The sequence below is a fragment of the Actinoplanes sp. CA-015351 genome (genome assembly GCF_050955685.1).
Lineage (GTDB): Bacteria > Actinomycetota > Actinomycetes > Mycobacteriales > Micromonosporaceae > Actinoplanes.
On the sequence record NZ_CP192102.1, the window covers coordinates 7,167,992 to 7,186,786 of the forward strand.

Sequence of the window (18,795 nt, forward strand, 5' to 3'; positions counted from 1 at the left end):
CGATCGTCGCGGCGGCCCGGATCTCGTTGTGCCGGAGAACAGGGGACGGTCCATGCGGGCACTGGTGCAGACGGTCAGCCGTGCGAGTGTGACGGTCGGCGACGAGGTCGTCGGCGAGATCAAGGACGGCTTGCTCGTGCTGGTCGGGGTTACTCACGACGACACGGCGGCGAAAGCGGCCGAGCTGGCCCGCAAGACGTGGGAGCTGCGCATCCTCGACGGCGACCGGTCCGCCTCGGACGAGGACGCCCCGGTGCTGGCGGTCAGCCAGTTCACGCTGTACGGCGACGCGTGCAAGGGCCGCCGGCCCACCTGGAACGCGGCCGCGCCGGCCGAGGTGGCCGAGCCGCTGATCACCGCGTTCGTCGAGGCGCTGCGCGCCCGGGGAGCGACCGTCGCCACCGGCCGCTTCCGGGCACACATGCTCGTCGAAAGCGTGAACGTCGGACCGCGAACGGTCCTGCTGGAGCTGTAGAACCTAGAAGAGCTGTAGAACCTAGAAGAAGAGGCCGCGCCGCTGCGCGGACTGCCGCAGCCACTGGTCGAGCCGGCCGGCCCAGTCGATCTGGTCGGCGGTCGCGTAATCCACGTCGAAGCTGCCGAACGAGTCGTGCCCCTCGCTGAGGAGGCCGCCGCGCTTGTCCAGTTCCAGGATCACCTGGAGTTTGTGCGGCGTCGGCAGGAACGTCAGCTCCAGCTGGTTGATGCCGCTCGCGTACGACGACGGCGGGTAGAACTCGATCTCCTGGTAGAACGGGAGCTGCTGGTCCACCCCGTAGACCCGGCCCTTTTCCACGTCGGCCCGGCTGAACCGGAAGCCGAGACGCAGCAGCGCCTCGAGGATCCGCTCCTCGGCCGGCAGCGGGTGCACGGCCACCGCGTCCAGATCGGACTTGTCGACGGCGCGGGCCACCTCCAGCTCGGTGGTCAGACCCATCGTCATCCCGTGCAGGTGCTGCCCGTACACCTCGGTGATCGGCGTCTGCCACGGGACGTCGAAGCGGAACGGGACGTCGTGACGCGCGCCCGGCTCCAGCTTGAACGAACCGGTCAGGCGCTGCCGGTGGAACTCCTGGTCGGTCTGGTACTCACTGTCGCCGCTCTCCACCTCGACCCTGGTGATCAGGCCGATCGCGAGGTATTCGATGTCGACGGCATGGTCACCGCCGGCCACGTGGACGGTGCCTTCCAGGAACCCGCCCGGGTAGGTGTTGGGGTTCGCCAGCACGGTGTCGACCGAAGGCCCACCCACACCGAACGCCTGCATCATGCGTTTGAAGACCACAGTCATCACCCTTTCTCGTCCAGGCACATTATCGGCGACCGGCAAGTACCGGCACTGCCCGAACGACCGGGTTGTCGGCTTGTCGACGTCAGGGTTCTCCCCGATTCATGCCACCTGGAGGCTGGCCTCACCTCCGCTTAACGCGCTTGCGACGAAGCTTGCAAACACCAGCACGGAAGCGGCTGGTACGCACGAGACGTTAATCGCGGGGAGGGGACTCAAGTGGTCCTGGAGATGAAGGCGTCGGAGCAGATGGCAGTCGAAGAGATCGTGTCCGAGGGGATCGAGGCGCTCGCCGACCTGGACGCCACCGACGAGCGCGGCGTTTCCGCCGACCTGGTCCGTGCGTACCTGAACGGAATCGGCCGCACGCGCCTGCTCACCGCTGTCGAAGAGGTCACCCTCTCGAAGCGCATCGAGGCCGGGCTGTACGCGGAGGAGAAACTCCCCGCCGCCCCCGCCGACCTTGCGCCTCTGCTCCTCATCATCGCCGCCGAGGGCAAGGCCGCGAAAAACCACCTGCTCGAGGCGAACCTCCGCCTCGTGGTCAGCATCGCGAAGCGTTACACCGGTCGCGGCATGGCGTTCCTGGACCTGATCCAGGAGGGCAACCTCGGCCTCATCCGCGCCGTCGAGAAATTCGACTACACCAAGGGCTACAAGTTCTCCACGTATGCCACCTGGTGGATCCGGCAGGCCATCACCCGCGCCATGGCCGACCAGGCCCGCACCATCCGCATCCCGGTGCACATGGTCGAGCAGGTCAACCGCATGGTCCGCTGCCGCCGCGACCTGGCCGCCTCGCTCGGCCGTGAGCCGAGCATCAGCGAGATCGCCAAGACCATGGACGTTCCGGAGTACCAGGTCATCGAGCTGATCTCGTACGACCGGGAGCCGGTCAGCCTGGACCAGGCGGTCGGCGAGGACGGCGAGAGCGCCCTCGGTGACTTCGTTGCCGCTGTCGACCCGAACCAGCCCGGCGAGGGCGTCGGCCAGGGCGAGCTGCGCAGCGAGGTCGAGATCGTGCTCGCCACCCTCTCCGAGCGGGAGTCGGCGGTGATCCGGCTGCGCTTCGGCCTGGACGACGGCCGGCAGCGCACCCTCGACGAGGTGGGCCGCGAGTTCGGCCTGAGCCGTGAGCGCATCCGCCAGATCGAGAAGGTCACCATGCTCAAGCTGCGCGACCCGGAGCGGGCCTCCCGCCTCGAGGCCTACGCCTCCTGAAAACTCGCGTCCTGATCTCAGGCGTTTCGCAGCCTCCGCGGGCCGGTGTCCGGTCGGACACCGGCATCGCCGAACTCGGCGGCGGCGTGCAGGACGGAGCAACCGTCCGGCCGCGCCAGCACCGGGTTCAGCGTGAGTGAGCGCATCCTCGGGTGCTCGTCGGCGATCCGGCCGACCCGCAACAACAGATCGATGAGCGTTGCCCGGTCCACCGGTGTCGACCCCCGGTAACCGTGCAGCAGTGGGGCGGCGCGCGGCTCGTCGACGAGCGCCTCCGCGGCACGGTCGGTGAGCGGCGCGGCCCGCCAGGCCAGGTCGCCGAGCAGCTCGCTCGCCACACCACCGAGGCCGAACCCGACAACCGGGCCGAACGCCGGGTCCTCGATCACCTCGATCCGGCAGGCCACACCCGCCGGAACCATGGTCTGCACGAGCACGTCCGGGCCGAACGCGGCGGACAGTTCGCCGTACGCCGTGCGTACGTCGTCGTGGTTGTTGAGAGCGAGGCGCACCGCGCCGAGGTCGATCCGGTGGCGCAACCCACCGCCTGCCGCCTTGAGCGCGACCGGATAACCCAGCGCGCCCGCCGCCAGCACCGCGGCGTCGACGGATTCGGCCAGTGTGGACGGAACGACCGGGATACCGTAAGCGGTGAGCAGCGCACCGGTGTCGCCCGCGCCGGCGGCGGCCTCGGCAGCCTCCATGTCCACACCGGACAGCGCCGGCATCACGCCCGGCGGACGGCGCAGCCAGTCGGCGTAATTGACCACCCGGGTCAGCGCCCGTACCGCTTCCTCCACCGACGCATAGGCCGGCACCCGGCGCGGGACCTGCCCGAACACCATCGTGGCGACGGTCGGTTTCTCGCCGGCGAGCGCGACACTGGCGACTGCCGCGGCGAAATCGGCGTCCTCGTCGGCGTGCTGGCCGGGCACCGGCGGGGCGAAGACCACGACGAGCGCGTCCACCCTCGGGTCGACCGCCGCGTCGGCGAGGGCGTCGGCCAGGTCGTGCGCCGTTGCGGTCGGGCTGACGTCGCTCGGATAGCCGTCGGCCACGGTCAGACCGGCGGCCCGGCAGGCGACGACGGCGAGCTCGGCCAGTGCCGAGGAGTTGCCGACCACGGCGACCCGGCGGCCGCCCGGCAGCGGCTGGTGGGCGAGGAGCATGCCGACGTCGAAAAGTTCCTGAACGGTGTCCACGCGGATGACGCCAGAACGCGCGAAAAGCGCAGTCACCGCGTTGGCGTCCGGACCGGGCGCATCACCCGCCAGACCGGGCGGCCTGGTCGCCGACGCGACCGCCACCACCGGCTTCACCCGGCTCATCCGGCGGGCCAGCCGGGCGAACTTGCGCGGATTGCCGAACGTCTCCAGATAGAGCAGGACCACGTCGGTGCCCGGATCGTCCTGCCAGAACTGGAGCAGGTCGTTGCCGGAGACATCGGCCCGGTTGCCTGCCGACACGAAACTCGACAGGCCCAGCCCGCGCCGGTCCGCCTCGGCCAGCAGCGCCACACCGAGCGCACCGCTCTGCGCGAAGAAGCCGACCCGCCCGGCTTTCGGCAGCCGCGGCGACAGCGTGGCGTTCAGCCGGACGCCGGCCTCGGTGTTGGCGATCCCGAAACTGCTCGGGCCGATCACTCGCAACCCAGCGGCGCGCGCGGCTTCCACGAGGCGTCGCTGCTGTGCCGCGCCTTCCGGCCCGGTCTCCCCGAAACCCGCCGAGACCACCACGACGCCGCCCGCGCCCGCGCGGGCGGCGTCGGTCCCGGAATCAGCCACTGCGTGGGCAGGCACGGCGATCAGGGCAAGGTCGATCGGGACACCGGCTTCCGAGGCGCTTCGGTACGCCTTCAGCCCGGCAACTCGTTCCGCCGTGGGATGCACCGGGACGATGGCGCCGGTGTACCCGCCGTCGCGCAGGTTGCCCAGCATCGCGGCGCCGATGCCCTGCCCGCTCGCGCTGGCACCGTAGATCGCGATGCCACGCGGGGCCAGCAGCCGGGCGATCGACCGGGCCTCGGTGAGGTGCTCACGGGACTCCTGCACCTCCCGGGACTTCTCGGTCGGCGCGATCGGGAATTCCAGGTGGACCACGCCGTCCGCGTACCGCCGCTGCACCTGGAAGCCGGAGTCGCCGAAGACCCGCAGCATCCCGCCGTTCTCCGGCAGCACCTCGGCGACGAAACGGGTCAGGCCGTTGTCCCGGGCCGCCTCGGCCAGGTGTTCCAGCAGCACCGAGCCGATGCCCCGGCCCTGCAGGGCGTCCTCGACGACGAAGGCGACCTCGGCCTCCGGCGATTCCGGTCCGAGCCGTTCGTACCGGCCCACCGCGGTGATCCGGCCGTCGGCGTCGACCGTCACGAAGGCTTCCCGGTCGTGGTGGTCCACGTTGACGAAACGCTGGAGGTCACGCTCGGGGATCCGCGGGTACGGCGAGAAGTAGCGCAGGTAGCGCGTACGGTCGCTCATCCGGGAGTGGAAATCCACGATCGCCGGGGCGTCCTCGGCGCGGATCTGCCGCAGGTGCGCGGTCGAGCCGTCGGCGAGCAGGATGTCCGCGCTTCGTTCGGTGCCCCGGTTCGCCACGTCCTCAGTCCCTTGGGTCGTGCGGGTCCAGTCCGTGCAGGGGGAAGACCGCGGTCCGGGTGGCCTGGATGGCCCGGTCCACCGGATCGGTCGTACCCGGCGACCAGTGTTCCATCACCGGGGGCACACCGTCGGTCATCGACTCGGGCACCGGCGATCCCGGGCACCGCTGTGCCGCGAGTTCACGCCAGCCCTTCGGCGTACGCGTCCGCGGGTCGAGCGGCTCCCCCGTCGCCACGGCCAGCAGATGTGTCCAGGCCCGTGGGACGACCTCGACCAGTGCGTACCCGCCTCCGCCGGTCGCCACCCACCGGCCGTCACAGATCTCGTCGGCGAGAGCGCGGATCGCGACGTACGCGGCCCGCTGGCCGTCCACCGACAGCCGCAGGTCAGCGAGGGGGTCGAGGCGGTGGGCGTCGGCGCCGCACTGGCTGATGATGATCTCCGGGGCGAACGCCCGGACCACCGACGGCACCACCGCGTTGAAGGCGCGCAGCCAGCCGGCGTCCTCGGTGCCGGGCGGCAGCGGAACGTTCACCGCGGTGCCCTCGGCGTCCGGCCCGCCGATCTCGTCGGCGAACCCGGTGCCCGGGAAGAGCGCGAGCGGCGTCTCGTGCAGGCTGACCGTGAGCACCCGCGGGTCGTTGAAGAAAGCGGCCTGCACCCCGTCGCCGTGGTGCACGTCGACATCGATGTACGCGATCCGCTGGGCGCCGCGTTCGAGCAGCCAGGCGATCGCCACGGCCGGGTCGTTGTAGACGCAGAAGCCGGCGGCCCGGGCCCGCAGCGCGTGGTGCAGGCCGCCCGACACGTTCACCGCGCGCCGGGCCGAGCCGTTCCAGACCGCCTCCGCGGCGGCGATGGTGGCGCCGCAGATCCGCGCCGAGGCGTCGTGCATTCCTTCGAATACTGGATTGTCCGCCGTGTTGAGGCCCCAGCCGGTGAAGAATGGATCGATGGGGGCCAGCCGCACGGCGTCCAGGTAATCCGCGCGGTGCACCCGAGTGAGATCGATCTCACTCGCTGGACGCGGCGTGATCATCTGGACGCCCGGCCGGTCCAGCACGCCCAGTTCCCGGGCCAGCGCCATGGTCAGTTCGACACGCACCGGATTGAGCGGATGGTCGCCCATGTCGTACTCCAGCAGGGCACTGTCCCACACGACAGCCGTCGTCTCGTCCGCCATGTGGACATGCTCCCATGAGCACTGTCCCCCGGTCGGGGACGACGTGTCGTTAGCACACGTGTTCCGCTGTCAGGTAGGGTCGTCAGGCACTTGCTCGGGGCGGAAGTGAACTCCCCGCCGCGCGGTATTATCGCTGCTGGGAGGACCGCATCGTGAACGATCTCGTCGATACCACCGAGATGTACCTGCGCACCATCCTCGAGCTTGAGGAAGAAGGTGTGCCCGCACTTCGAGCCCGCATCGCCGAACGCCTGCACCAAAGCGGTCCCACGGTCAGCCAGACCGTCGCCCGGATGGAACGAGACGGTCTGCTGACCGTCGAGGGCGACCGCCACCTGGTTCTGACCGACATGGGCCGCGCCAGCGCGGTCGCCGTCATGCGCAAGCACCGGCTCGCCGAGCTGCTCCTGGTCAACGTCATCGGCATGCCCTACGAGGAGGCCCATGAGGAGGCCTGCCGCTGGGAGCATGTGATGAGCGATTCCGTGGAGAAGCGCGTCTACGAGCTGCTCAACAAGCCGACCCGCTCGCCCTACGGAAACCCGATCCCGGGTCTCGAGGAACTGGGCGCGCCGGACGAGAGCACGCTGGACGAGGTGCTCAGCCACGGCGAGCGCAATCTGGCCTTCCCCGGCCTGACCGGCAGCGTCGTGGTCCGCCGGATCTGCGAGAGCGTGCAGACCAACTCGGACGTGCTTCGCCAGCTGCACGCCGCCGGGATAGACCCGGGCACCACGGTCAACGTGGCTCAGGAACGTGACGGCGTCACCATCGACGTCTCCGGCGACAAGATCCGCCTGCCGCGCGAGGTGGCGTCGCGGGTGTTCGTCGCCGCGCGCTGACTCAGCCGTCGGTGGTGTTCATCTGCTGAGCGAGGGCGAAGAGCTTTCCGTTCATGGCCTTCACGGTCGCCGCGTCGGCGCCCTTCTCGAAGGTGTATTTGAGCGTCTGGAGCTGCTTCGCCTCGCTCAGCCAGCCGATTTCCACGGTCGGGCCGTGCCCGTCCTTGGCCTTGCCGGTGAGCCGATAGGCGGCCTTGCCCAGTTTCTTGAGCTTGGTCGCCTTCGCCGGCATTCGTTCCTCGGTGAAGATCTCCGCGTCCGCCTTTGTCGTTTCGACCACGGAGAGTGACAGGTCGGGCCACTCTTGGTCGACGTTCTGCACGACGCACGTCGACGTCTCGTCGACCTGGTCGGAGGCGGCCACCGAGAACTTGACGCCGAGGGTGCCCTCGATGAACTCCCAGTCCCAGAGGATGCAGGCACCGCCGGCCGATGCGGCGGGCGGCGCGACGACCTCGACCGGGGGCAGCGTGGACGCGGAGGCTTCGTCGTCGCGTGGGCCGCAGCCGGAGACGGCGAGCAGCAGAGCGACAGCAGGCACGGCGAAACGCGTACGCACTAGTGATCCTCCCGGGTCCGCGCACACCTTATTGGGCGCGGGGCGCGAGCGGAAGGGTCGGGTCGATGGTTACCGTCCGTTCAACTTGACGACCGATGTCAAGTGGCGGGAGGATGGCCGTATGAACGCCCTGGCCGAGCAGCTGCTCCGCCTCGTCGACGTGCGCCTGCTCGACCCGCTGGAGATCCTGCTCGAGGACGACGAGATTCCTGGCGGGCTGCGTACCGTCCTGCGCCGCCGTGCGGAGCTCTGGGCCGACAGCATCGAAAACAGCGACCACGCGACCGCCGTGCGCACGATCGCCCGGATCATCGCGACGCTCTACCCGGACGAGCACGCCTTCACCCCGCCCGCCGACTGGTGGCGCACCCCGCTCGGCCAGGCGGTGATCCGCCGGGTCGGCCATCCGTACGCGGAATCGGTGACCTACGCGACCGCCGGCGCGATGCTCGGCATCAGTCGTCAGGGAGTGCACGACCTGGTGCGCCGCGGCCGCCTGCCCCGCCACCCGGACGGCGGCGTCCCGGTCACCGCCGTTCGCGACCGTCTGCTGACCCAGCCGTCCGACGACCCAGCCATCTGACAAGACCTACCTGCCTCCTGATGGGGAGATCCGATGATCAACGACCGTCTCATCGACGCCGGGGACCTGCCCCTTGCCGTGCGCGACTTCGGCGGCGACCAGCCTCCGCTGCTGCTCCTGCACGGCGCCGGTGGCAACCTGGCGCACCTGACCACGCTGGCCCGCGAGCTGCGCCCCCGGCACCGGGTGATCACCGTCGACCTGCGCTGCCACGGCCGCTCCGGCGACGGGCCGTGGACCTGGGACGCCGTGCTGGGTGACCTGGCCGCGGTGTGCGTACAGATGGAGTTGAATCGACCGGCGGTGGCCGGTCATTCCCTGGGCGGGATGATCGCCGCTCTCTGGGCGCAACGGCACCCGGAGACGCCCGGCGTGGTGAGCCTGGACGGCAACCCACCGCCCACGAGGCCCGAGCACCTGCCCGGCCTCGACCCGGAGAAGGCAGCGGGCGAGCTGGCCCGGCTGCACACGGTCTTCGACGCGATCGAGGCCTCCGCCGGCCAGGTCATCCCCGCCGACCAGCTGCCCGACCTGGTGGAACGCCAGCAGATGGCGGCCCGTGACATGGGCGCCAACGAGAAGGTGTGGATCGAGGGATTCCGGCGCAACCTGGCACATGTGAACGGCGAGACATCGATCCGGCCGTCCGCGGGGACCACGTCCGAGCTGCGCGCCCTGATGAACTCGCTGGACCTCGGCCCGGTCTACGCGGCGACCACCTGCCCCGAGCTGGTGGTCCTGCCGACCCGCAGCGTGCCCGAGCAGGAGCCGTTCGCCGAGCTGTACGAGGCGCACCGGCGCTATCTGGTGGAGCAGGCGAAGTCCGTGCCGCACCTGCGGTACCTGACGCTTGCCGACGCCTCGCACGCCATGGTGGTCGAGCAGCCGGTCGCCCTCGCCCAGATCATCGGCGACTTCCTGGCCGAGCAGCGCTGACGCTTGCCGGCCGCCGTCACTCGAAGTCGGACAGCGACATCGAGACGACGTTGATCAGGATGATCGCCAGGCCGATCAGAATCGGCCACAGCACCGCCCCGGTGAAGGCGCCGGCGGCGGTGTCGCGGCGCGCGTGCCGGCTGTGCCACTGACCGAGAACGATCACTGACAGCAGCCCGGCGCCGAAGAGCGCCCCAGCGACCGCGATCTGCCGCGTGAAGGCCAGGGCGACAACGACGGCCACCCACACCACCAGCGACTGCCCAAGGCCGCCCTTGACCGCATCAGCTCTCAGCATGGCCAAACCATAGATCGCCCGCGCGATCAGACGTCGACCACGGCGATCCTTTGGTTCTTGGGCCGGGCCGGCTCCTCGACGAGTCTCGTCAGGTCGTGGGGATCGCTGGTCAGCAGCACCAGCGGGCGCGGAAGCCCCAGTGCCATCGCCGCGACCACGGCGTCGATGGCACACCGGTGGCCGGACAACTCGGTCACACCGAGAAGTTCCCCCGCCTGCCGGCCGAGCTCCGCGCTCACCGGCAGCACCACGATCCGGGACAGCACACGATGGACCGAAGCATCTCGAGAGCCGCCCCGCAACACCTCGGTCAGCGTGATGGCGCTGACAACGACCCTGGCGCCGCGCTCCCGTGCCGTCTCCAGAAAAGCTCGAGCCCGGTCGTCGCCCGCAGCGAGCTTCGTCTGACCCGCACTGGCCAGGACGAGGGTTCCGCCTCCACTCAGCGGGCGTCGGGCCACGAATGCCGCGCTTCGTCCAGTGCCGCGTCGGAGACCCGTCCGTGTTTCGTCTCCAGGACGGCAGCGAGCTCTCCGAGCAGGTCGAGCTCCAGCTGCCTGGTCACCGCCTCGGTCACGTACTGGCTGAACTCGCCGCGCCCCACGCGTTGCTGGACGGCAGCCGCGAGGTCTTCCGGCATGGACACGCTGACCTTGCGGGCCCGGCCGACCAGCCGGAGCCGGCCGGAATCCGACAGCAACTCGTCGGGGGGTGGCGCATCCGGCAGTGATTCCGCAGTCATGAGCCCTGTACTCACCGTCGGTAGCAAGACGGCGGCAGGCCTCGCCCTTCATAGGACAAGACCCGCCGCCGGCTTTGGAACGTCAGCTGCAGCCGGAGGTCGAGCCGCAGCCCTCGCACACGTAGCAGCTGCCGGCGCGGCGCATCTTGGTGCCGCAGGTGAAGCAGAGCGGCGCGTCGGAGGCGTGGCCCGTGACGACCTCGAGGAGCTCGGTGGAGGAGCCGGCCTTCACCGGCACCGGCACCACGGGCTTCACCTCGGCGATCTCGGCCACCGTGACCGTGGAGGAGGAAACCGGGGCCGAGGAGGCCATGCCGGTCACGGCCACGTCCACAGCGGCAGCCTCGGCGGCGGCCTCGGCCTGCGCCTGGAGGGTCCGCTCCTTCGCCGTGAAGATGCCGAGCTCGGCACGGGTCTCGTACGGCAGGAAGTCCAGCGCCAGGCGACGGAAGATGTAGTCCATCACCGAGGACGCCATGCGCACGTCCGGGTCGTCGGTCATACCGGCCGGCTCGAAGCGCATGTTGGTGAACTTGGCGACGTACGTCTCCAGCGGGACGCCGTACTGCAAGCCTATCGAGATGGCCACCGAGAAGGCGTCCATCACACCGGCCAGAGTGGAGCCCTGCTTCGACATCTTGAGGAAGACCTCGCCGAGGCCGTCGTCCGGGTAGGACGACGCGGTGAGGTAGCCCTCGGCGCCGGCCACCGAGAAGGACACCGTCTCCGACGAGCGCTTCTTCGGCAGGCGCTTGCGGACCGGGCGGTACTCGATGATCTTCTCGACGACCTTTTCGACCGCCTTGGTGACCTCGGCCTCGGCAACGGCCTTCTCGGTCGCCTTGGCGCCCTTGCCGGCCGAGAGAGGCTGGCCGACCTTGCAGTTGTCGCGGTAGATCGCGAGCGCCTTCAGGCCGAGCTTCCAGCCCTGGTAGTGGATCTCCTCGATCTCCTCGACGGTCGCCGTCTCCGGCATGTTGACCGTCTTCGAGATCGCGCCGGAGATGAACGGCTGCACGGCCGCCATCATCCGCACGTGGCCGAGCGGCGCGATGACCCGCTCGCCCATGGCGCAGTCGAAGACCGCGTAGTGCTCCGGCTTGAGGCCGGGCGCGTCGACGACGTTGCCGTGGTCGGAGATGTGCTCGACGATCGCCTCGACCTGCTCCTCGGGGTATCCGAGGGTACGCAGGGCGCGCGGCACCGTCTGGTTGACGATCTGCATGGAGCCGCCGCCGACAAGCTTCTTGAACTTGACCAGAGCCAGGTCGGGCTCGATGCCGGTGGTGTCGCAGTCCATCATCAGGCCGATGGTGCCGGTTGGGGCGAGCACCGACGCCTGGGCGTTGCGCCAGCCGTTCTTCTCACCGAGCTTGTTGCCGTTCTTCCACTGCTTGGTGGCCTCACGGACGATCTCGGTGGCGACCAGGCCGACCGGACGGATCTCGTCGTTGGCCGCGGCGTGCTTGCGCATGACGCGCTGGTGCGCCTCGGCGTTGCGGGCGTAGCCCTCGTACGGGCCGACGACGCCGGCCAGCTCGGCGGAGCGGCGGTACGCCGTGCCGTTCATCAGCGACGTGATGGCGGCGGCGACGTTACGGCCGGCGTCCGAGTCGTACGGCAGGCCGGAGGCCATCAGCAGGGCGCCGATGTTTGCGTACCCGATGCCGAGCTGGCGGTAGGCGCGGGTGGTGATCCCGATCTTCTCGGTCGGGAAGTCCGCGAAGCAGATCGAGATGTCCATCGCGGTGATGATGAACTCGACGCTCTTGACGAACTTCTCCACCTCGAAGCCACCGTCGGCCTTGAGGAACTTCATCAGGTTCAGCGAGGCCAGGTTGCAGGACGAGTCGTCCAGCGACATGTACTCCGAGCAGGGGTTGGACGCGGTGATCCGGCCCGTCTCGGGGTTGGTGTGCCAGTCGTTGATCGTGTCGTCGTACTGCAGACCCGGGTCGGCGCACTCCCACGCCGCCTTGGCGATGTCACGGAAGAGCTTCCGCGCGTCGATGGTCTCGATGACCTCGCCGTTGAGCCGGCCACGGAGGCCGAACTCGGTGCCCTCCTCGTACGCCCGCATGAACTCGTCGGTGACCCGGACCGAGTTGTTGGCGTTCTGGTACTGGACGCTGACGATGTCGTCGCCGCCCAGGTCCATGTCGAAGCCGGCGTCCCGCAGCGCGCGGATCTTGTCTTCCTCGCGCGCCTTGGTCCGGACGAACTCCTCGATGTCCGGGTGGTCCACGTCGAGGATGACCATCTTCGCGGCGCGCCGGGTGGCGCCGCCGGACTTGATGGTTCCGGCGCTGGCGTCGGCGCCGCGCATGAAGCTGACCGGGCCGCTCGCCGTGCCGCCGGAGGAGAGCAGCTCCTTGGAGGAACGGATCCGGGAGAGGTTGACTCCGGAGCCGGAGCCACCCTTGAAGATCAGGCCCTCTTCCTTGTACCAGTCGAGGATCGAGTCCATCGAGTCGTCGACGGACAGGATGAAGCAGGCGCTGACCTGCTGCGGCGACTGGGTGCCGACGTTGAACCAGACCGGCGAGTTGAAACTGAAAACCTGGTGCAGCAGCATCCAGGTCAGCTCGTGGTCGAAGAGCTCGGCGTCCGCCGGGGTGGCGAAGTAACCGTTCTCCTCGCCCGCCTTGCGGTACGTCTTCACCACGCGGTCGATGAGCTGCTTCAGCGACTGCTCACGCACCGTGGTGCCGACCGCACCCCGGAAGTACTTGGTCGTGACGATGTTCGCGGCGTTCACGCTCCAGAACGCCGGGAACTCCACGCCACGCTGTTCGAAGTTGATCGAGCCGTCACGCCAGTTGGTCATGACGACGTCGCGGCGTTCCCACTCCACCTCGTCGTACGGGTGGACGCCCTCGGTCGTCCACACCCGTTCCACTCGCAGCCCCCCGGCCGCCGCGCCGGTGCCGCCGCTCGTCCGGCTGCGCTGGCGACCTGCAGTGATGCCGTCTCCGGCCATAAGGATGTGCTCCCCCTCGTAGTACCACGGAAAGGTGTAGCTGAATTGCCGGCTGAATCAGTCGTCGAACTGATCAGCTGTTGAGCTTGGGCGCCCGTGAGCCGGACCGCGGCGCGACGGCATGTCGCGTCCCGGGTTCCCTGACGGCGGGCGCGTCGCGCAGTGCGGCGATCTCCTTCTCGAATTCGTCCAGAGAGTCGAACGCCTTGTACACACTCGCGAACCGCAGATAGGCCACCTGGTCCAGCTCACGCAGAGGCGTGAGGATCGCCAGGCCCACATCGTGGCTGGGGATCTCAGCGGCGCCCTTGGCCCGGACGGTCTCCTCCACCCGCTGCGCGAGCAGCGCGATCGAGTCCTCGTCGACGGGACGGCCCTGACAGGCCTTCCGGACACCACTCATGATCTTGGTACGGCTGAAGGGCTCGGTGACACCGCTGCGCTTGACCACCGCGAGGACCGCCTCCTCGACCGTGGTGAAACGTTTGCCGCACTCGGGACACGATCGGCGGCGACGGATCAGTTGACCGTCGTCGGCCTCTCGCGAGTCGACCACGCGCGAATCGGCGTGACGGCAGTACGGGCAACGCACCGCTGACCCCCTCCGGCCCCCTCCCGACGGGATCCGGACACACAGAAGCACAGCTTCGCCATGGTCAGGACCAACGCGAGGCTGTGGACGGTATGTGGATAACCGGGGAGAGAAAACCCAACCTGTGGATGACTTACATCCGTGTAACCACTAGATGTTGGGGTAGACGCTAGGCCCCGGCGGACGCCGGCGCAAGTTCAGCAACGTGCCGACGCGCCGGGTTTTTCAACATCACCACCAGGGGTGATGTCACAATCACTGGCCGCAGCGGCCAGGGGCGACACGACGCGCCGACGAAACGGACGACCCACTCGTCCGGCGACCACCAAGGGACACCGAAGATCGCTGGTCAACCTTGCGAAGCGCCAGTGAACAACACGACACTCGCGAGAACCGCCAGAAGGAAATAGGCGCCGAGCAGAACCGCCCGGCCACGCCTGGTGAGCCGCACCGGCTGCGGCGCGTGTCGCATCCCACTGGAAACCATCACGACTCCCCTTCTCGGACACCCGTTCGATAGAACGCCCGTACGACGGTCTATCAGAACAGGAGTACGGAAGTCGAGTCCCGAGGCGCGACACGCCGGAGAAAACTCGTACAGATGTTTGAATAAGTCGCATCTCCCTATTACGGTTTTCCGTCAAGAGGGTCAGCCGGGCCGGACGTCATCCCCACAACGTCGGTCCGGGTCCGCGACGCACCACGTGCCGGGAGGCACTGGCCGACAGGGAGGGCGGGGACGTGCCTACCGACGACCGCACGAGCCAACAGCAACCACCGAGCCCGGGGGCCATCCGCCGCCGCAGCACACCGAGCCGCGGCCGCAGCGGTGACGCGCCTCAGCTGCGCTCGGTCACCCCGGTCGGCAACGTGCCCGAGGCCGTCGCCACGGACTTGACCGCACGCCAGCGCCGGATCCTGGAGTTCATCCGCGACTGGGTGGAGAAATACGGTTACCCGCCGAGCGTGCGCGAGATCGGTGAGGCCGTCGGCCTGGTCTCCCCGTCCAGCGTGGCGTACCAGCTGAAGGCTCTGGAGACCAAGGGATACCTGCGCCGCGACCCGAACCGGCCGCGCGCCGTGGACGTCCGCGTGCCCGGTGAGCTGGTCGACGACGAGGCCCTGCGTGCCGCCCGCCCCCAGCCTGCGTACGTTCCGCTGGTCGGCCGGATCGCGGCCGGTGGCCCGATCCTCGCCGAGCAGTCCGTCGAGGAGTTCTTCCCGCTGCCGCGCGAGCTGGTCGGCGAGGGCGAGGTCTTCATGCTCGAGGTCAAGGGCGACTCGATGATCGACGCGGCGATCTGCAACGGCGACTGGGTGGTGGTCCGCCAGCAGCCCACCGCCGAGGCGGGTGACATCGTGGCTGCCATGATCGACGGCGAGGCCACGGTGAAGAGTTACCGCCAGCGGGACGGGCACGTCTGGCTCATGCCGGCCAACCCCGCCTTCGACCCGATCCCCGGTGACGACGCCACCATCATGGGCCGGGTCGTGGCGGTCCTGCGCCGCGTCTAACCCCTTCTTGGGTACGCGAGAAGGGCCGGTCCCCGCGGGACCGGCCCTTCCTCGTGAAGCTCTATCGGCGCTGATCCTGATCGTCAGGACGACCGTAGACACCGCCGCCACCACCACGGCCGGGCGGCGGCTGCTGGCCGCGGCCCGGAGGCTGCTGCGGTCCCCGCGGCGGTTGCTGCTGCGGACCCCGGGGAGGTTGGTGCGGCCCCCGCGGCGGCTGCTGCTGAGGGCCACGCGAAGCGCCCTGCTGCGGGTTACGCGGCGGAACCTGCTGGGGACCACGATGCGGAGGCCCGCCCTGCTGCGGTCCACGCGGCGGTTGCGGACCCCGCGGCTGCTGCGGTCCACCCTGTGCGGGGCCACCCTGCTGGGGGCCGCGCGGGGGCTGCTGCTGAGGGGAACGCCCGCCCTGCTGCGGTCCACGGGGAGGCTGCTGACCGCCGGGCCGGCCGTACTGGCCGCCGCCGGCCGGAGCGCCCGCCGGGGCACCAGCGGGAGCACCGCTGTAGACGCCGGGACCGCCCCGCTGCGGGCCGGGGCCACCGGCCGGAGGACCGGACTGAGCGCCGTAAACCGGGCCACCGCCGCCGCCACCGCCGGGCCGCCCGTACGCCGGTGCGCGCGGCGGCAGGCCGCCGACCCCGATCAGCTCGGTTTCCGGGTCGTCGGTGTTCAGCCCGCCGGGCAGGTCGTCGGCCTCGGAGGCCGCGGTCGCCTGCGGGGACTTGCGGAAACGCACGATGCCGAAGACACCGGCCGCCACCAGCAGCAGGCCAAGACCACCGATGCCGGCGACCATGTAGGTCACGTCGTCGACGGTCAGGTTCGAGTACCAGGAGCCGCCCGAGGCGCTCTGCCCGGATTTCTCGGAGATCTCGGCGATCTCGGTGGCCGGCGTGTACTCCCGGAGGTAGCTGACGGTCTCGGTGTCGCCGTTCATGTCCGAGACGGTGAGGAACGTCTTGCCGTCCGCGCTGTACGAGATGGCCTCGCCGAAGGGCTCGTTCGGCAGGCCGGTGGTCCGCGGCTCCTTATTCAGCGCGGCCAGCACGTCGCCGTTCGTGACGTCCCATTCGAGCGCGTCGGTGTAGGTGCGGAGCGCGACCTTGGCCCCACCGGGGGCCATCGCTCCGCCGGTGATCGTCTTGTTGCCGATCCGGGCCACCGCGTTGCCGGCCGTCTCGGTGGCGTTGACCGTGAGGTCGGCCACCCGCGTCATCGGCACGCCATCGGTGCTTTTCGCCACCAGCGGCGCGGAAGGCTTGTAGACCCCGGCCGCCCCGCCGATCTCCTTGGTGACGACCAGCGGAAGGCCGTCCTTGTCGATCAGGATGGCCTCGGCGTCGTGGGCGTCACCGTCCGGGTACGTCATCCGGTAGATCTGGGCCTTCTTGGAACCGTCGGCCGACATCTTCCAGATCGAGATGGTCGGACGCGGTTTCGGGTCCTCGTCGCGGACGCCGTTGTCACCGATGTCGGCGATCCAGAGCGTCTTGCCGTCCGCCGACAGGACCATGTCCTCGGTGTCGAGCGGGCCGTCGCCGCTGTATTCCTGCTCCTTGGTGACGGCGCACTTCTTGCTCAGGAAGAAGATCTTTTCCTTGGCGGACTCCTCGGTGCCGTCGTCGATCACGACGTAACCGGTCTTCGTCGCCACCAGCCCGGAGATCTCATCGAGCCGTTTGTCGGTGATCTTGCAGAGCTTCTTCCCCGGGGTCGCCTTGGCGCTCACCGTCGGCGCGGGTGTCGGGTCCTCCGCCGACGCACTGGAGGAACCGACCATCACGAAGCCCATAGCCACGATGATCGAGAAGACGAGACGCCGCATCCGCACAGTGTCGCATGCGGCGTCGCCCGTTGGTATTACGTGTGGATCAACGCTGGTGGGAGCACCTGTGAAGCCATCGTCTCACAGCCGGAAAGCATCCAGGTCGGAGGCGAGATGTTCGTCCACCCGTACGCGCAGCTCAGTACCGTCGTCCAGGTGTCGCGACTGGATCACCTGACCGGACCGGTGCACCCTGGCCACCAGGTCACCCCGGTCGTACGGCAGCAGGATCGTCAGGTCGACGGCCGGCCGGGGCAGCCGGTCGGCGATGGCCGTGTGCAGCTCGTCGATGCCCGCTCCGGATCTCGCCGACACGAAGATGGCGTCCGGCCATGTCCGCTTGAGCCGCAGCTTGGTCTCTTCGTCGGCCGCGTCGACCTTGTTGACCACGAGCAGCTCGGGAATCCGGTCGGCGCCGACCTCACCGAGCACCTCACGGACCGCGCTGACCTGACCCTCGGGGTCCGGGTGGGCGCCGTCCACGACGTGCAGCACCAGGTCGGCCTGTGCGACCTCCTCGAGCGTGGAGCGGAACGCCTCCACGATCTGGTGCGGCAGGTGCCGGACGAAACCGACAGTGTCGGAGAGCGTGTAGAGACGCCCGTCCTCCGCGGCGGTCTGCCGGGTCGTCGTGTCGAGGGTGGCGAACAGCGCGTCCTCCACCAGCAGACCGGCCTGGGTCAGCCGATTGATCAGGCTCGACTTGCCCGCGTTCGTGTAACCGGCGATGGCCACGGCCGGGACGCCGCTGGCGGCACGACGGGACCGCTTGGTCTCGCGTACCGTCTTCATGGCTTTGATCTCGCGCCGCAGCTTCGAGATGCGGGTGTTGATCCGCCGCTTGTCGGTCTCGAGCTTGGTCTCACCGGGACCACGCGTGCCGACACCGCCGCCACCCGAACCGCCACCGGCGCCACCGCCCTGGCGGGACAGCGAGTCACCCCAGCCACGCAGACGCGGCAAGAGGTATTGCAGCTGGGCAAGCTCGACCTGGGCCTTGCCCTCACGGCTCTTGGCGTGCTGGGCGAAAATGTCGAGGATCAGCGCGGTCCGGTCGACCACCTTGACCTTGACCTGCTCCTCCAGCTTGCGCAGCTGCGACGGTGACAGCTCACCGTCACAGATGACGGTGTCGGCGCCGGTCATGATGACCACGTCGCGCAGCTCGTCGACCTTGCCGCGACCGATGAACGTGGCCGCGTCGGGTTGCTTGCGCCGCTGGATCAGGCCCTCGAGCACCTGTGATCCGGCGGTCTCGGCGAGGGCGGCCAGCTCGGCCAGCGAGTTTTCCGCGTCGGCGACGCTGCCTTCGGTCCAGACGCCGACCAGAACGACCCGTTCGAGTCGCAGTTGTCGGTACTCGACCTCGGTGACGTCGGTCAGCTCCGTGGAGAGACCCGCCACACGCCTCAGCGAGTGCCGCTCTTCCAGCTCCAGCTCACCGGTGGTCAGGTCGGGCTCGTCCAGCACGGGTGCCTGGTAGGTGTTTCGCAAAAGTGACCTCCTCCGGCCCGATCGTGGCACGTCCCGGCGACGGGCGCATCCACATAACCGACCCGGACGTTCTGGCTGTCGGAAACTGACTACTCAGTAACCACCGCAGCAGCGGTCGTTATTCCGCAAGAGCGACAATG

At 69.2% G+C, this 18,795-nt stretch carries 17 protein-coding genes; 6 read left to right on the forward strand and 11 right to left on the reverse strand.

The features are described from left to right. Nucleotides 1-52 precede the first annotated feature (52 nt). Nucleotides 53-475 carry a D-aminoacyl-tRNA deacylase gene (gene dtd, locus ACQP2E_RS32505; protein WP_433826799.1) on the forward strand — a complete coding sequence of 141 codons (423 nt, stop codon included), beginning with the start codon at nt 53-55 and terminating at the stop codon, nt 473-475. 21 nt (nt 476-496) lie between these two features. On the opposite strand, the gene ACQP2E_RS32510 is transcribed toward dtd, so the two are convergent. Continuing rightward, complete coding sequence (locus ACQP2E_RS32510; RefSeq protein ID WP_433834126.1) at nt 497-1,285, reverse strand: sporulation protein; 789 nt, start codon at nt 1,283-1,285, stop codon at nt 497-499. 252 nt (nt 1,286-1,537) lie between these two features. On the opposite strand from ACQP2E_RS32510, the gene sigB reads away from it, so the two are divergent. Further along, entirely contained in the window at nt 1,538-2,509 is a 972-nt protein-coding gene (gene sigB, locus ACQP2E_RS32515) for an RNA polymerase sigma factor SigB (RefSeq protein ID WP_433834128.1), read from the forward strand. 17 nt (nt 2,510-2,526) lie between these two features. On the opposite strand, the gene ACQP2E_RS32520 is transcribed toward sigB, so the two are convergent. Beyond that, entirely contained in the window at nt 2,527-5,100 is a 2,574-nt protein-coding gene (locus tag ACQP2E_RS32520; RefSeq protein WP_433826800.1) for a GNAT family N-acetyltransferase, read from the reverse strand. A 4-nt stretch (nt 5,101-5,104) separates the two neighbouring features. Further along, the gene (locus tag ACQP2E_RS32525; protein ID WP_433826801.1) at nt 5,105-6,286 is read right to left on the reverse strand and encodes an acetoin utilization protein AcuC; all 1,182 of its coding nucleotides are present in this window, start codon (nt 6,284-6,286) and stop codon (nt 5,105-5,107) included. A 179-nt stretch (nt 6,287-6,465) separates the two neighbouring features. On the opposite strand from ACQP2E_RS32525, the gene ACQP2E_RS32530 reads away from it, so the two are divergent. Then, entirely contained in the window at nt 6,466-7,128 is a 663-nt protein-coding gene (locus tag ACQP2E_RS32530; protein WP_433834130.1) for a metal-dependent transcriptional regulator, read from the forward strand. A 1-nt stretch (nt 7,129) separates the two neighbouring features. On the opposite strand, the gene ACQP2E_RS32535 is transcribed toward ACQP2E_RS32530, so the two are convergent. Continuing rightward, nucleotides 7,130-7,687: a hypothetical protein gene (locus ACQP2E_RS32535; protein ID WP_433826802.1), complete on the reverse strand. Its 558-nt coding sequence runs from the start codon at nt 7,685-7,687 to the stop codon at nt 7,130-7,132. 121 nt (nt 7,688-7,808) lie between these two features. Here ACQP2E_RS32535 and ACQP2E_RS32540 point away from each other — a divergent pair, with 121 nt between their 5' ends. Both ACQP2E_RS32540 and ACQP2E_RS32545 read left to right on the forward strand, forming a co-directional pair. Next, a complete protein-coding gene (locus tag ACQP2E_RS32540; RefSeq protein ID WP_433826803.1) occupies nt 7,809-8,270 on the forward strand; it encodes a hypothetical protein in 462 nt (153 codons plus the stop codon). 33 nt (nt 8,271-8,303) lie between these two features. Beyond that, nucleotides 8,304-9,206: an alpha/beta fold hydrolase gene (locus tag ACQP2E_RS32545; RefSeq protein ID WP_433826804.1), complete on the forward strand. Its 903-nt coding sequence runs from the start codon at nt 8,304-8,306 to the stop codon at nt 9,204-9,206. A 16-nt stretch (nt 9,207-9,222) separates the two neighbouring features. On the opposite strand, the gene ACQP2E_RS32550 is transcribed toward ACQP2E_RS32545, so the two are convergent. From ACQP2E_RS32550 to nrdR, 5 genes are all read right to left on the reverse strand, one after another. After that, a complete protein-coding gene (locus tag ACQP2E_RS32550) occupies nt 9,223-9,504 on the reverse strand; it encodes a hypothetical protein (RefSeq protein WP_433826805.1) in 282 nt (93 codons plus the stop codon). A 26-nt stretch (nt 9,505-9,530) separates the two neighbouring features. Continuing rightward, nucleotides 9,531-9,965 carry a type II toxin-antitoxin system VapC family toxin gene (locus ACQP2E_RS32555; protein ID WP_433826806.1) on the reverse strand — a complete coding sequence of 145 codons (435 nt, stop codon included), beginning with the start codon at nt 9,963-9,965 and terminating at the stop codon, nt 9,531-9,533. Further along, nucleotides 9,947-10,246 carry a hypothetical protein gene (locus tag ACQP2E_RS32560; RefSeq protein ID WP_433826807.1) on the reverse strand — a complete coding sequence of 100 codons (300 nt, stop codon included), beginning with the start codon at nt 10,244-10,246 and terminating at the stop codon, nt 9,947-9,949. Before ACQP2E_RS32560 ends, ACQP2E_RS32555 begins: the two co-directional genes overlap by 19 nt. A gap of 82 nt (nt 10,247-10,328) precedes the next feature. Continuing rightward, nucleotides 10,329-13,226 carry a vitamin B12-dependent ribonucleotide reductase gene (locus tag ACQP2E_RS32565; protein ID WP_433826808.1) on the reverse strand — a complete coding sequence of 966 codons (2,898 nt, stop codon included), beginning with the start codon at nt 13,224-13,226 and terminating at the stop codon, nt 10,329-10,331. A gap of 73 nt (nt 13,227-13,299) precedes the next feature. After that, entirely contained in the window at nt 13,300-13,818 is a 519-nt protein-coding gene (nrdR, locus tag ACQP2E_RS32570) for a transcriptional regulator NrdR (RefSeq protein ID WP_111651470.1), read from the reverse strand. 741 nt (nt 13,819-14,559) lie between these two features. Here nrdR and lexA point away from each other — a divergent pair. Beyond that, nucleotides 14,560-15,333: a transcriptional repressor LexA gene (gene lexA, locus ACQP2E_RS32575; RefSeq protein ID WP_111651469.1), complete on the forward strand. Its 774-nt coding sequence runs from the start codon at nt 14,560-14,562 to the stop codon at nt 15,331-15,333. Nucleotides 15,334-15,394: 61 nt separating this feature from the next. Here the strand turns inward: lexA and ACQP2E_RS32580 are convergent, their stop codons facing one another. Together ACQP2E_RS32580 and hflX are read right to left on the reverse strand one after the other, a co-directional pair. Beyond that, complete coding sequence (locus tag ACQP2E_RS32580) at nt 15,395-17,161, reverse strand: hypothetical protein (protein WP_433826809.1); 1,767 nt, start codon at nt 17,159-17,161, stop codon at nt 15,395-15,397. Nucleotides 17,162-17,242: 81 nt separating this feature from the next. Next, nucleotides 17,243-18,655, reverse strand: a complete 1,413-nt coding sequence (gene hflX, locus ACQP2E_RS32585) for a GTPase HflX (protein ID WP_433826810.1) — start codon at nt 18,653-18,655, stop codon at nt 17,243-17,245. Nucleotides 18,656-18,795: the final 140 nt, after the last annotated feature.

Bases quoted from the DNA above. Each gene is read 5' to 3' on its own strand.
- dtd (WP_433826799.1), top strand. From the start codon at position 53: ATGCGGGCACTGGTGCAGACGGTCAGCCGTGCGAGTGTGACGGTCGGC.
- sigB (WP_433834128.1), top strand. From the start codon at position 1,538: ATGGCAGTCGAAGAGATCGTGTCCGAGGGGATCGAGGCGCTCGCCGAC.
- ACQP2E_RS32525 (WP_433826801.1), bottom strand. From the start codon at position 6,286: ATGGCGGACGAGACGACGGCTGTCGTGTGGGACAGTGCCCTGCTGGAG.
- ACQP2E_RS32530 (WP_433834130.1), top strand. From the start codon at position 6,466: ATGTACCTGCGCACCATCCTCGAGCTTGAGGAAGAAGGTGTGCCCGCA.
- ACQP2E_RS32540 (WP_433826803.1), top strand. From the start codon at position 7,809: ATGAACGCCCTGGCCGAGCAGCTGCTCCGCCTCGTCGACGTGCGCCTG.
- ACQP2E_RS32545 (WP_433826804.1), top strand. From the start codon at position 8,304: ATGATCAACGACCGTCTCATCGACGCCGGGGACCTGCCCCTTGCCGTG.
- ACQP2E_RS32550 (WP_433826805.1), bottom strand. From the start codon at position 9,504: ATGCTGAGAGCTGATGCGGTCAAGGGCGGCCTTGGGCAGTCGCTGGTG.
- ACQP2E_RS32560 (WP_433826807.1), bottom strand. From the start codon at position 10,246: ATGACTGCGGAATCACTGCCGGATGCGCCACCCCCCGACGAGTTGCTG.
- ACQP2E_RS32565 (WP_433826808.1), bottom strand. From the start codon at position 13,226: ATGGCCGGAGACGGCATCACTGCAGGTCGCCAGCGCAGCCGGACGAGC.
- ACQP2E_RS32580 (WP_433826809.1), bottom strand. From the start codon at position 17,161: ATGCGGCGTCTCGTCTTCTCGATCATCGTGGCTATGGGCTTCGTGATG.